Source organism: Brevibacillus brevis (genome assembly GCF_022026395.1).
GTDB lineage: Bacteria > Bacillota > Bacilli > Brevibacillales > Brevibacillaceae > Brevibacillus.
Map to the genome: position 1 here is coordinate 2,650,015 of NZ_CP041767.1, position 13,373 is coordinate 2,663,387.

Consider the following 13,373-nt stretch of genomic DNA (forward strand, 5'->3'; position numbering starts at 1 on the left):
AAGGAGGCCAGTTGCATGCATCGGGTCCTCGTTTATCGCAGAAAGTTTCTTCCCAAAAGCGAAACATTTATTTACGAGCAATTGCTTGGACATCAAGTGGTCAAACCCGTGGTGTTGACCCGACAGCGAGCCTTTAACCGAAAACAATTTCCTTATTCGCCGGTCTATGTGCGCAAGCATATGGCCGGCCTCTCCACTTGGCTGCGACAAAAGAAAATTAAATGCCTGCACGCCCGTTTTGGTCCTGCTGGATTAGAATTGCTTCCTTATGCACAAAAAAGCAAGCTCCCCCTGATCACTTCCTTTCACGGCTTTGATGCGACTAAGCGCGTAAAAGAAAATCCAGTGTACAGGAGGTCCCTTATGCGTCTCTTTCGAAAGGGCCAGGCGTTTACAGTCGTCAGCAATCACATGAGAAAGCGCTTGATTCATCTGGGCTGTCCCCCGTCCAAAATTACCCTTATCCGCTCAGGAATTGATTTGCGCAAATTTCCCATGCTGCCGCCTCAGCCCGTGGAAAATGGGGAGTACCGTTTACTTAGCGTAGGAAGACTAACTGAAAAAAAGGGGATGGATACGCTTATCAAGGCGTTTACTCACGTGCATAAAAAACATCCCAAGGCAAAGCTGATCATCGTCGGTGATGGAGAAGAAAAAAAGAAGCTCAAACGACTGATCAAGAAAAACAGGTTAGGCACACAAGTCGTGCTCAAAGGAGCTCTGCCACATCGTGAAGTCCAGCGTGAACTGGCCAAGTGCCATTTGTTCATCATCGCATGCAAGACCGCGAGAAATGGCAACCAAGAGGGAATTCCCAATGTCATCATGGAAGCGATGGCTAGCGGACGCCCTGTCATTTCCACCTATCACGCGGGGATTCCGGAGCTGGTCGAAAACAAAGTGACGGGATATCTGGTGCCGGAGAAATCACCGACTGCGCTTGGGAAAATGATAAACCGAGTACTATCAGAAAGTCACGAGTGGGCACAGATCACGGCAGAGGCTCGACTGAAAGTAGAAAAAAACCATGATATCCATAAGCAACGGATGAAGCTAGAAGAGCTCTATTTGCGTGTGTCAAAAAAATGATGAGGTGAAGGAATGAAAGTTGCCGTTATTGGGACCGGCTACGTAGGTTTGACAACTGCTGTTTCCCTTGCCATGAACGGTCATCAGGTGACTGGTATTGACCTCGTTGCATCCAAAGTAGACAAATTGCGCCAAGGGATATCGCCGATTTACGAGCCGGGCTTGGATGAGGCATTGAAAAAAGTACTGGATAATGGCGCGCTCACTTTTTATACAGATCTGGCAGAGGCAAAGGATGCAGAGATTTTGTTCATTTGTGTAGGGACACCTGAAGCAGCAGACGGCACAGCCGATTTAACCTATTTACTCGGGGCAGTTTCTGACATTGAAAAGGTACATTCGCTCGCACCGCAAGAACGCATCGTGGTAATCAAGAGTACCGTACCAGTCGGAACAGGGGAAAAAGTAGCGGGGATGCTGGCTGGCTGCCAAGGGATATCTGTTGCATCCAACCCGGAGTTTTTACGGGAAGGGAGTGCATTGTTGGACGCATTGGAGCCTTCGAGAATTGTCATTGGCATAGATAATTCACAGGCAGCGGATCGCATGGAGGAACTGTACAACGGTGTGAAGGCACCGCGAGTAGTCACGACCAGAGCAAACGCGGAGCTGATCAAATACGCTTCAAATGCATTTTTGGCCACGCGAATCTCCTTCATGAATGAGCTAGCACGATTAAGTACTGCGCTGGGAACGGATATCGTGACGATCGCGAGAGGAATGGGACTGGACAGCCGAATCGGTCCGCAATTTTTACGGGCCGGAGTAGGCTATGGCGGCTCCTGTTTTCCGAAGGATACGATTGCGCTATTGCAGCTAGCAGCTGAGCACAATATTCAATTAAGCATTTTGGATAAAGTGCGAGAGGTGAATAATACGCAGCCTGCCTGGTTTTTGGAACAGTTGTGCTTGCAACTCCCTGATCTGAAAGGGAAACAAATTGCCGTTCTGGGGTTGACGTTTAAACCGGATACGGATGACATCCGCGAAGCGCCATCGCTCAAATTGATAGAAGCACTTCTGCAAAAAGGTGCTTCCGTGAAGGCGTTCGATCCGATTGGAGCATCTGGTGTCAGTAAGCAGTTTCCACAGATCACGTATTCGCAATCCGCGACAGAAGCATGCGAAGGAGCACACGCCGCATTATTGGTCACAGAATGGGAACAGTGTGTCCAGCTGGATTGGAAACAGGTTCACCAAAGCATGGCGCTGCCGATCTTGGTAGACGGTCGAAATGCCTGGCCGAACCAGGAGGTAAAGGAAGCAGGCTTTCATTATATCGGAGTAGGAAGAAGCTGACTTTTCCATTTCGGGAAAGCTCAGCTTTTTTTCTGTGGAAAACATGAAAGCGTCTGATTGATTTGAACCTGTAGGCATAATACGATAGGATACACATATGGATGATTTGACCATTTCATCTTACATGAATAACGAGGGAGTGATCACGGTGAATAAAAGCAAAACACTGCCGAAACGCAGTGACGTCCCCGCTGAATACAAATGGCGTCTTGAGGACATGTATCCCACGGATAATGATTGGGAAGCGGACGTTCAAAAAGTAAAACAGCTCACAGAAAAAATCGCAGCAATGAAAGGCTCTCTGGCTACTTCCGGTAAACAGTTGCTGGCCGTGTTGACTCTGCAAGATGAATTGTTGAAGACGCTTGACCAAGTGTACGTCTATGCACGTATGCGCCGTGACGAAGACAATGCGAATAGCAAGTATCAAGGGCTAACCGACAGAGCGACCAGCCTGAGCACGCAAGTATACGGTTCCATTTCGTACATACAGCCGGAGATTTTGGCGATTCCGACGGAAGACTTGCAAACGTGGATCAAAGAAGTAGAGGGTCTTGAGCACTACCGCATTTTGTTGGAAGAGATTACTCGCTTCAAGCCACATACGTTGTCCGCCGAGGAAGAAGCATTGCTGGCAAACATGAGTGAGCTTGCGTCCTCGCCTTCTAAAATTTTTGGGATGCTCAACAACGCTGACATGAAATTTCCGATGATCACCGATGAAAACGGCGAGGAAGTCGAGCTGACCAAGGGACGCTATACGCAGTTCATGGAAAGCAAAGACCGACGCGTGCGCAAAGAAGCATTCGAAGCGTTGTACAGTACGTATGGCAAGTTCCGCAATACGATCGCAGCCTCGCTGACATCTGCCATCAAAGGGGATGTTTTCTACGCGCGGACGAGAAAATATCCGTCTGCCCTGTACGCAGCCTTGTTTGCCGACAATGTGGAGCTCCCTGTGTACGATAACCTGATTGCAACGATCCACGAGCATCTTCCGCTTATGCACCGTTACATTGCCTTGCGCAAAAAATTATTGGGTGTAGATGAATTGCACATGTACGATTTGTACGTGCCGATTGTACCTGAGACGGACATGAAAATCCCGTATGACCAAGCTGTCTCAACGATCAAAGAAGCACTTCATCCACTGGGTGAGGAGTACGGTCGCATTTTGGAAGAGGGCTTTTCCAACGGTTGGATCGATGTGCATGAAAACGAAGGGAAGACAAGCGGAGCTTACTCATGGGGCGCTTATACGTCGCATCCGTTTGTCCTCATGAACTATCAGGACAACGTCAACAACATGTTTACGCTCGCCCATGAGATGGGGCATGCTTTGCATAGCTACTATTCCAATCACGCACAGCCTTACACGTATGCTGATTACAAGATTTTCGTAGCAGAAGTAGCCTCCACATTGAATGAAGCACTTCTGATGAATCATTTGCTCGAGACGACGACAGACAAGAAACAACGTATGTACCTGATCAATCACTATCTGGAGCAGTTCCGTGGCACCGTATTCCGTCAAACCATGTTTGCTGAGTTTGAGAAAATTGTGCACGCAAAAGAAGAGCAGGGAGAGCCGCTGACAGCCGAATCTCTCAGTACGATTTACCGTGAGCTCAATGTTGCCTATCACGGTCCAGATATGGTCGTAGACAGCGAAGTTGATTTGGAATGGGCACGGATACCTCATTTCTATCGCGGATTCTATGTGTATAAGTACGCGACTGGCTTCTCGGCCGCGACGTCTCTTTCGAAGCAGATTTTGGAGGAAGGTCAGCCAGCCGTGGATCGTTATTTGCAGTTCCTCAAGGGCGGCAGCTCGGATTATCCGCTCAATCTGCTCAAGGGCGCCGGAGTAGATATGACGTCGCCAACACCAATTGCAGAAGCATTGAGTGTCTTCAAGGAATTGCTCGAAGAACTGGAACAGCTGGTCGAACAATAAAATGGATCAAATCCTAAAGGCAGTTCAGGTCTATGACTTGACTGCTTTTTTTTTGTAAATTTTTCTTCGAGATCGTCCAATAAAAGGTAACTTTCCCAGTTATCTTACGTATCTATTTATGCGCTGTTCGGAACTGTTATCCGTCTCGGGGCGGAGATGAATTTCCACCCGCTGACTGTTTTGCAGCAGAGGTAAAAACTGGCACAATTACGCCATGAGGAATGATTGTGAAAATTTGGAGGAATTCTTGTGAAAAAACGGGCATCCATTATTCTGGCTTCGGTCATGTTGGTCGCTGCTGGTTGTTCAGCACCAGCACCAGAGGCACCGCAGCAGACAGAGGCAAAGGCGAAGGTAGTAGAGGTTGTAAAGGTACAAAAGGCAACAAAGCCAGTGATGCTCGCAGTCACAGGGATGGTGGAAGCCAAGCGTGACGCGGTACTGTCATTTGGTACAGGCGGAACAATCTCAGCGATCTCCGCGACCAAAGGAGCAAAAATCGCGCAGGGTCAGTTATTGGCCACATTGGATACGCGTTACCACCAAAAAGAAATTGCAGCGGCACAGGGGCAGGTAGAGGAAGCAGCAGCGCGTAAAATCAAGACGTTAAAAGGTGCGACAACAGAAGCACTTGAACAGAAACGTTTGCAAGTAAAAAGTGCGCAAGACAGCCTGGATAAAGCAAAGCAGGATCTCGCAACAAGTGAGAAGCTGTTTGCCGGTGGAGCCATTTCGCAAAACGAAATAAATGCAAGTAAACGGGCTTTTACGCAAGCAGAGATTACACTGCGTGACGCTCAGCTATCTCTAAATGAGCTACAAAAAGGAGCAGAGCCAGAAGATGTCATGGTCGCCAACGCATCGATTAAAGCTGCTGCAGGCGGTGTAGACCGTGCGAAGAAGAGCTTGGATGATGCTAAAATTCAGGCGCCATTTGCGGGAACAGTCGTGGATGTAAGGCTGCAAAGGGGAGAGCAGGCTTCTCCAGGTCAAGAAATTATTCGTATTGTCGATTTGTCTGACGTAAAAGTAACCTTGGATGTCTCCAATGAATTGATCGGTCAATTCCGTGAGAAAACGAAGGTGCAGGCTTTGTCGGACGATGGTAAGAAAAGTGAAGGAACCATTGCATTTATATCTCCAGTTGTGAACAAGGATACAGGGAAGTACCGCGTCGAGATCACGATTCCGAATGCAGATGGTTACTGGCGTGGAGGAATGGCCGCGACAATTGAGGTACCGCGCCAAGTGAATGGCTTCCTCGTGCCGCTGGAAAGTGTCGGCGTGAGTCAAACCGACCATTACGTGATGGCAGTCGAGAATGGGCTGACTGTAAGAAAACCAGTGAAAACCGGTCAAATGGTCGGAGACTCTATCGAAATCGTATCTGGAGTGAAAGAAGGCGACCAGCTCCTTAGCAGTGGAATTACATTCTACGTCGAAGGGCAAAAAGTAGAGGCGAAGGGAGAATAGTTACATGAACAAGATGATTCTCTTTTTGCTTAAGAGACAACTGATTGTCTATTTGTTTACTTTTTTGCTCGTCATTGCCGGACTGGGGTCCTTGTTTAGCTTTAATATTGAATTGGTACCGAAAACGAACTTCCCGGACATTTTTGTTCGGATATCGGGTGGGTCACTTCCTCCTGAAGAGATGGAAGAGAAAATAACGAAAAAAGTAGAACAAGAGCTAAAATCGATTAATGATATTAAAAAATATTCTTCTTCAACGAGTGCTGGGCACGTAAGTATCAATATTTCTGCGAACGAAGGAAAAGGCGAGCAAGTCAAGCAAGATGTGCAAAATGCCGTTAACCGCCTTCGCAATGGGTTCCCGAAAGCCATTGATTCCGTAGAAGTCAACCAGAGCAGCTTTGGTGGCGAACAGATGATTGACTATGCTCTCGTAGGTGCTGATCCGAAGACGATGCTGAGTCTGGCCAAAACATCGATCAAGGACCGCATTGAGGAAATCGAGGGAGTCAAGGAAGTATCGGTTTCTGACCGAAGCTTCGAAAATAAAATTGCCATTTCTCTGTTGCCTGAGCGATTGAATGCATATCAAACCAATCCTGCAGCAGTCATCTCGCAACTGCAGGATACGAACTGGAAACAAGGGATTGGGACGCTGGAGAACAAAGGTTTTGACACAGTAGTCATGATCGACAATTCGTACCAAAACGCGGAGGAAATGAGAGCTCTGTCGATCGATACGCCGAAGGGGGCGGTTTCCCTAGATCAGCTCGCAGACATTGAAGACCTGCGTGGAAAAGTGAAGGATCAAGTAGCGCTTACAAACAGCTCCGTTTTTGTTCATTTGAGCGTTACACGATCGGATGGTTATGATTTGATTACCACGCAAGCGAAGGTAGAAGAGGTTGTTCGCGAATTAAATGCAGAAGCGAATGGCAAATATACCATCAAAGTCATGTTTGAAGGAGCTTCCTTCATTAAGCATGCGGTTTCCAACCTCAGTCGTGATGTGATGATCGGTGGAGCGCTTGCGATTATCATCCTGTTCGTTTTCCTTCGTAACTGGAGGGTTACTCTCGTTATTGCAACGACGCTGCCACTCTCTGCTTTGATGACATTTATCGCGATGAAAATCGGCGGGTACAACATTGACATGATCAGCTTGTTGTCCTTGAGCTTATCCGTCGGATTGATTGTTGACGCCGCGATTGTGGTGCTGGAGAGTATTTATCACTATCGAGAGAAAGGCGAGGAGCTCAAACAGGCGATTGTAAAAGGAACGAGAGAAGTACTGACGCCTGTGTTTACTTCGCAGCTTACGATTATTATCGTTTTCTTGCCGCTCGTCCTTGCAGATTTTGAAGACTGGCTCAAACCGATTTTGGGAACAATCGCGTTTACCGTGTCTGCCGCCATTATCGCTTCAACAATCGCCGCATTCTTTTTTGTTCCCGTATTCTCCAATCGCTTCTTGCAAAAGGATAAGCACGTTTCGCTAGAAGGTGAAGGGAAAGAACACTTTATCATCCGTACGTTCAGCGGACTTTTGCAAATTGCGATTAGACATCGCGTCAAAACGATTTTACTGGCGATTTTGATGCTAGTCGGATCAGCATTCCTTACGCCAATGATGAAAACTGGCCAAGGGATCAATCCAAATGAAAATATCATTTTTGCCAATATTGACATGCCGATTGGGTCTACACTGGAAAAAACACAAAAAGCAGCTGTAGCCGGGGAAGATGCGCTGCGGAAAATCCCCGAAATTAACGATGTATTCTTCTTTGCTTCCAAGGAAAGTGCAGAGTTATTCATTTCCTTGATTCCGAAAACAGAAAGAACAAGGGATAAGGAAGCTTTGAATGAAGATATCAACAATATTTTGAATGGCTTGCCAGGAATTGAAACGGTCTCTATGTCTTACGGACAACAGGGTGGCAGTGCGCCGATCCAATTGGAAATCTTCGGGGACGACATGGAGCAGATGAGCAAGATCGCTACCGATCTGGAAGGAATGCTTTCTACCATCTCCGGTGTCGGCAACATTCGCAACGACTTTAAAGAAGGCAAGGAAAAGGTCACGTTATTGCCAAAAGAAGAAGCTCTCGCAAGGCTGAATGTAGATCATCGTTCGCTGTTACAACAATTGAGCGTGCTGATTGGCAGCCAACAAATTACTTCTATCACGCAGGACGGAATCGAAGTGAACGTAGTGGCTAAAATGCCTGATAACTGGCTGAAGCACCCGGATCAACTTAAAAACGTCATGGTGAGTGCGAAAAATGGTGCAGCAGTGCCTTTGGTTGATTTGGTAGAGATGACCTATAGCAAATCTCCCGTTACGATTCAGCACAAAAAAGGCGAGCGGATCATCACCGTTTCCGCTGAGCTTCAAGGTGGCGATTTGGCCGGAGTTGGTCGTGAGATCGGAGAGAAGCTCCCAGGTGTAGTCATTCCAGCAGGCTACAAAGTAGAGATCGCCGGAAAATTGAAAGAACAAAGCACGAATATGACACAAGCGATCTTTGTATTCGTTGGTGTACTTGCCTTGATCTATGTCGTCATGGTTGCTCAGTTCGGACGTCTTTCCCAGCCGTTTATCATCATGCTGACCATTCCAATGGCACTGGTCGGTGTCGTGTTAGGATTCGTCCTTACACAGCGGACTTTCGGTGAAATGGCGATGATTGGGATTATCATGCTGGTTGGTATCGTCGTTTCCAATGCGATTCTTCTGATCGACCGGATCAACTTGCTCCGCAAGCGTGGAATGGATACAGCCGAAGCCATTATCCAAGGAACCAAAGAACGAATTCGTCCTGTTATCATGACGAAGCTGACGGCGATTCTCGGGATGCTGCCGATGGGACTTGCGATGGCGGAAGGCTCTGATTTGGAGGCACCGCTCGCAACTGCTGTAATCGCTGGCTTGATCTTCCATACCATTGTTACGCTGGTGCTCGTTCCTGTCCTGTACTCCCTGTTTGAGGGGGCGAAGGAAAAAAGACTGGCGCGCAAAGCGGTTCGTCAAGCGAAGCGAGAAGCAAAACGAGAGGCAAAACAAAACAAAGACAAGAACGTACCTCCGACAGAGGTATAGTGATTTGCAAGAGAAGGGGAGTATATGCTGTACCCCTTCTCTTTTGCTTTTCCTTCGTCTGAAAGTTCTGTAGAATAAAGAGATCAAGATACATACCTGAGTGAACCATGAAAGGAGCAAGCATATGGATCTATTTTTGCAAGGAAAAACGGCTCTGGTACTCGCCTCGTCAAAAGGCTTGGGCAAGGCAACAGCTCAGTGCCTCGCCGAAGAAGGAGCGAATGTCACGATATGCGGTAGAGATGAAGCTGCTCTGGAAATCGTTCGAGCTGAGATCGAACAGGCTACTGGAAAATCACCTCTTGCTGTAACAGTGGATGTGACAAAGGAGGAAGATATCAAGCGAGTTGTGGAAGAAACGGTCAAGCATTTTGGCAGCGTCGATATATTAATTAACAATTCAGGTGGGCCTGCAACAGGCAGATTTGATCAGCTCACCGACGAACAGTGGATGCAAGCCTTCCAGCTAAATTTGCTCAGCTATGTACGTGCTATTCGTGCTGTTTTGCCCCATATGCGAGCGAACCAATTTGGCAGAATCATCAACTTCGCTTCCTCGTCCTTTAAACAGCCGATTGAGAATTTACTTCTTTCCAATACGTTTCGTACAGGGGTATTGGGCCTTTCCAAGACGCTTTCTTCAGAACTCGGACCAGATGGGATTCTGATTAACACCATTGGACCTGGCAGAATTGCGACGGATCGGGTGGCACAACTGGATGGGTTTACCGCAGAGGCGAAGGGCATCAGTGCTGATGAAGCAAGGGAAAATTGGGAGAAGCAAATCCCATTGGGCAGATACGGTCAGCCTGACGAGTTTGCTCGCATGGTGACGTTTTTGGCTTCGCCAGCAAACAGCTACGTGACAGGTCAATCCTTCCTCGTCGATGGAGGCTTGATCCGCGCGATCTAATAAAAGAGAGGAGAATTCATTTGAGTAAAGAGAGCTCATTTGATATCGTGTCCAAAGTAGAGTTGTCCGAAGTGAACAATGCGATTCAGACCGCATTAAAGGAAATAGAAAATCGCTTTGACTTCAAAGGAAGCAAGAGCAGTATCTCCTTGGAAAAGGAAGAGCTCGTCCTCGTCTCCGATGATGACTTCAAGCTCAGTCAGGTAAAAGACATTTTGCTTGGCAAGCTCGTCAAACGGGATGTCCCGATCAAAAACCTTGACTACGGCAAAATTGAACCGGCAGCGGGCGGCACTGTCCGTCAGCGTGTCAAGCTGGTGCAAGGGATCGACAAAGACAATGCGAAAAAGATCAACAGCATCATCAAAGATACAGGACTCAAAGTGAAAACACAGATTCAAGACGATCAAATTCGTGTGACAGGAAAAAGCAAAGACGAATTGCAGCAAATCATCAACGCGATTCGCAAGGCTGATCTGCCGTTGGAAGTACAATTTATTAACTATCGCTAACTACTTGCTGAAAAGCTAACTTTTTGAGCAGTGAACTACTAGAAAAGTTTTTGCTTCTAACTCTCTTCACTCTCGCATATGCATGTACAAATAAGTGACAAGCACTTGCGAAAGGGAGAGTAGAGACATGAAGGTCTTTATTATCAGTATGCGCAATCTCATTTTAGGCGGAATTGTTTTTCTTGTAGCACTGGTGGCGGGAATCGTACTTTTGGTCAAAGATCCCCTGAGCGTCTCGGACTCTTATCGACCGTCAGATCCATCTGCTTCTGTTACAGCGACGGCTCCCGTGAACCAGCCAGCAGGGTCAGAAAAGCCGGCACTGAATATGGCGGTCAAGGTGGATGGGACGACGGCAGAAGTATCCTTGCTAACGGAGAACTTCACGTTTGTCCAGGATAATGGCGAATTGGCCGAAGCCCCAGTTTTTGGAGAGGGACACGCACATTTATACCTGAATGGCGAACCAAAAGGGATGATTTATCAACCAGAGTTTTTACTGAAAAAGTTGCCCAAGGGAGAGCATGAAATTCGCGTAGAGCTCAACTACAGCAACCATCTGCCATATAAGATAGAGACTACGAAAAAAATCGTTGTGAAGTAAAACAGATCGCGTTCCACAAAAGGGACGCTTTTCTTTTTGGGAGGAGAAATCGCATTTTATCAAGGAACACGAGAAAAAGAAGGGATTGTGGCGGAAAGGAAGAATCCTACAGAATAGTCTGAATGTTTTGGGGGTGCTTGTATGATTCATATGACCACAATCGGCAACATGTTAGACGACACAGCTAGTAAGTATCAGGAAAAGGAGGCTCTGGTTTATCACGAACGAGGGCTTCGCTATACGTTTGGAGAATTTCAAGCGATATGCAATCAGGCAGCGCGGGGATTTATGTCTCTTGGCATTCAAAAAGGGGACAATATCGCGATTTGGGCGACCAATGTGCCTGAATGGGTGATTTCGCAATTTGCCACAGCGAAAATGGGTGGCGTGCTGGTAACGGTTAATACGAGTTACCGGGTGCATGAACTGGAATATTTGCTGCGTCAATCAGAGTCGACGACGCTTCTCTTAATGGATTCCTATCGCGATGCGAATTATCTTGCCATGATTCAGGAGATTTGCCCGGAGTTACAGACATGTGAACCTGGAGCGTTACAATCCAAAAGGCTTCCGCATTTAAAAAATGTCATCTATCTAGGGAATGAGCGACAACCCGGAATGTTTTCGTGGAGTGATTTGCTCGAGCGTGCTTCACGGGTCACCGAAGAAGAGCAGATGGCACGCCAGGCGACGCTTTCACCTGATGATGTTATCAATATGCAGTATACATCCGGCACGACTGGTTTTCCAAAGGGAGTCATGCTGTCGCACGTCAATATCGTCAACAATGCCATCAAAGTAGCGGAATGTCAGCGGCTCGGGTTAGAGGATAAGGTGTGCATTCCGGTTCCGTTTTTCCACTGCTTTGGCTGTGTGATGGGGACCTTGGCATGTGTGGCGACAGGTGCAACGATGGTTCCAGTCATCGCCTTTGATCCCGGCGTTGTACTTGCGGTTGTGGAGGCCGAACGCTGCACAGCACTGTACGGTGTGCCTACGATGTTTATTGCCGAGCTGAACCATCCGACGTTTGCCGAGCGAGATCTCAGCTCGCTGCGTACAGGCATCATGGCTGGTTCTTTATGCCCGATTGAGGTCATGAAGAAGGTCGTCGATCAAATGGGAATCCGTGACATTACGATAGCGTACGGTCAAACGGAAGCTTCTCCTGTCATCACACAGACTGTACCAGAAGATTCCCTCGAGCGAAAAGTATCCACTGTCGGTCGTTTGCATGCAGAAGTAGAAGCAAAAATCATCGATCCAGCGACAGGTGATATTTTGCCGCCAGGTGTACAAGGCGAACTGTGTACGCGAGGATATTTGGTTATGAAGGGCTATTACAATATGCCAGAGGAGACAGTCAAGGCCATCGATCACGAAGGCTGGCTACATACCGGAGACTTGGCAACCGTCGATGAAGAAGGCTACTATCAGATTACAGGCAGGCTTAAAGACATGATCATACGCGGAGGGGAAAATATTTATCCTCGTGAAGTAGAAGAGTTCCTCTATACACATCCAAAAGTGCTGGACGTCCAGATAGTAGGTATACCGGATGCCAAATACGGAGAGCAGGTATTGGCGTGCATTCGGGTAAAGCCCAACGAGACGTTGTACGAGGATGAGGTGCGGGACTATTGCGAAGGGAAGATTGCTCATTACAAAATTCCTCGCTACATACAGTTTGTAGACGAATATCCGATGACCGCTTCCGGTAAAATACAAAAGTTCAAGCTGCGGGAGCAAGCGTTGCAGCTGTTTGGACAAAGCGATCCAAATCAAACGGGAACTGCATAGGATGAGGTTCAAGCGCTAGGGAGATGCTCCTGGCGCTTTTTTAGATAGTTCTTTACTTTCGAGCAACTCTTGACTAAGATAAGTGGAAATCAAAATAGGAGAGGTGCAGCCAAGCATGGAAATCAGATTTTTGGGACCAGAAGATGCAGAAGAGTTGGTAAAGATTAGACTGGAAGGGCTGCAAACAGATCCAGACGCATTCGGCTCTACCTATGAAGAGGCTATGCAGGTATCGATGGAAGAGTGGCGGCAAAGACTTTCTCAAGGGGATTCAGGCGATAGCGGCTATTTTGGTGCATTTGTGGAAGGACATCTGGCTGGCATCATCGGTTTTTTCCGCCACCGAGGGCTAAAAGCGAGACACAAAGCTTCTATCATCTCGATGTACGTTCGTGAAGTCTATCGCGGGACAGGTGTCGCACAAGCGCTCATGCAGGCAGAACTTGCCTACTTAAAGGAGCGGGGAGATATTGATACGGTACAACTCGCTGTCGTTACGACCAATCCGGCTGCCATTCGTCTTTATGAGAAAATGGGCTTTATTCCATATGGGTTAGAAAAGCGTGCACTGAAAAATGGCGATCAATACTTTGATGAGAGCCACATGTATATTCTTTTATAGAACA

Annotated in this window: 10 protein-coding genes; all 10 read left to right on the plus strand. The window is 47.4% G+C overall.

The features are described from left to right. Positions 1-15: 15 nt before the first annotated feature. The 10 genes from FO446_RS13155 (at position 16) to FO446_RS13200 (ending at position 13,369) form a co-directional block, all read left to right on the plus strand. Entirely contained in the window at positions 16-1,089 is a 1,074-nt protein-coding gene (locus FO446_RS13155; protein ID WP_221867087.1) for a glycosyltransferase, read from the plus strand. 12 nt (positions 1,090-1,101) lie between these two features. Next, positions 1,102-2,388, plus strand: a complete 1,287-nt coding sequence (locus FO446_RS13160) for a UDP-glucose dehydrogenase family protein (RefSeq protein WP_237900809.1) — start codon at positions 1,102-1,104, stop codon at positions 2,386-2,388. 97 nt (positions 2,389-2,485) lie between these two features. Further along, positions 2,486-4,345 (plus strand): oligoendopeptidase F, encoded by a 1,860-nt coding sequence (gene pepF / locus FO446_RS13165; protein ID WP_173609462.1) that lies wholly within the window; start codon positions 2,486-2,488, stop codon positions 4,343-4,345. 249 nt (positions 4,346-4,594) lie between these two features. Continuing rightward, the gene (locus FO446_RS13170) at positions 4,595-5,818 is read left to right on the plus strand and encodes an efflux RND transporter periplasmic adaptor subunit (RefSeq protein WP_237900811.1); all 1,224 of its coding nucleotides are present in this window, start codon (positions 4,595-4,597) and stop codon (positions 5,816-5,818) included. A gap of 4 nt (positions 5,819-5,822) precedes the next feature. Then, complete coding sequence (locus tag FO446_RS13175; protein ID WP_237900813.1) at positions 5,823-8,918, plus strand: efflux RND transporter permease subunit; 3,096 nt, start codon at positions 5,823-5,825, stop codon at positions 8,916-8,918. A 124-nt stretch (positions 8,919-9,042) separates the two neighbouring features. Beyond that, on the plus strand, positions 9,043-9,831 hold the full coding sequence (locus FO446_RS13180) for an SDR family oxidoreductase (RefSeq protein WP_173609459.1): 789 nt from the start codon (positions 9,043-9,045) through the stop codon (positions 9,829-9,831). Positions 9,832-9,851: 20 nt separating this feature from the next. Then, positions 9,852-10,343, plus strand: a complete 492-nt coding sequence (locus tag FO446_RS13185) for a YajQ family cyclic di-GMP-binding protein (protein WP_047069044.1) — start codon at positions 9,852-9,854, stop codon at positions 10,341-10,343. A gap of 127 nt (positions 10,344-10,470) precedes the next feature. Beyond that, the gene (locus FO446_RS13190) at positions 10,471-10,947 is read left to right on the plus strand and encodes a hypothetical protein (RefSeq protein ID WP_237900815.1); all 477 of its coding nucleotides are present in this window, start codon (positions 10,471-10,473) and stop codon (positions 10,945-10,947) included. A gap of 141 nt (positions 10,948-11,088) precedes the next feature. Further along, positions 11,089-12,747, plus strand: coding sequence for an AMP-binding protein (locus FO446_RS13195; protein WP_237900817.1), 1,659 nt, complete (start codon positions 11,089-11,091; stop codon positions 12,745-12,747). A gap of 115 nt (positions 12,748-12,862) precedes the next feature. Continuing rightward, positions 12,863-13,369, plus strand: a complete 507-nt coding sequence (locus FO446_RS13200) for a GNAT family N-acetyltransferase (protein WP_173609456.1) — start codon at positions 12,863-12,865, stop codon at positions 13,367-13,369. Positions 13,370-13,373 lie beyond the last annotated feature (4 nt).

Excerpts from the sequence above, each read along its gene's own strand:
- FO446_RS13155 (WP_221867087.1), top strand. The coding sequence starts at position 16 with ATGCATCGGGTCCTCGTTTATCGCAGAAAGTTTCTTCCCAAAAGCGAA.
- FO446_RS13160 (WP_237900809.1), top strand. The coding sequence starts at position 1,102 with ATGAAAGTTGCCGTTATTGGGACCGGCTACGTAGGTTTGACAACTGCT.
- pepF (WP_173609462.1), top strand. The coding sequence starts at position 2,486 with ATGGATGATTTGACCATTTCATCTTACATGAATAACGAGGGAGTGATC.
- FO446_RS13175 (WP_237900813.1), top strand. The coding sequence starts at position 5,823 with ATGAACAAGATGATTCTCTTTTTGCTTAAGAGACAACTGATTGTCTAT.
- FO446_RS13180 (WP_173609459.1), top strand. The coding sequence starts at position 9,043 with ATGGATCTATTTTTGCAAGGAAAAACGGCTCTGGTACTCGCCTCGTCA.
- FO446_RS13190 (WP_237900815.1), top strand. The coding sequence starts at position 10,471 with ATGAAGGTCTTTATTATCAGTATGCGCAATCTCATTTTAGGCGGAATT.
- FO446_RS13195 (WP_237900817.1), top strand. The coding sequence starts at position 11,089 with ATGATTCATATGACCACAATCGGCAACATGTTAGACGACACAGCTAGT.
- FO446_RS13200 (WP_173609456.1), top strand. The coding sequence starts at position 12,863 with ATGGAAATCAGATTTTTGGGACCAGAAGATGCAGAAGAGTTGGTAAAG.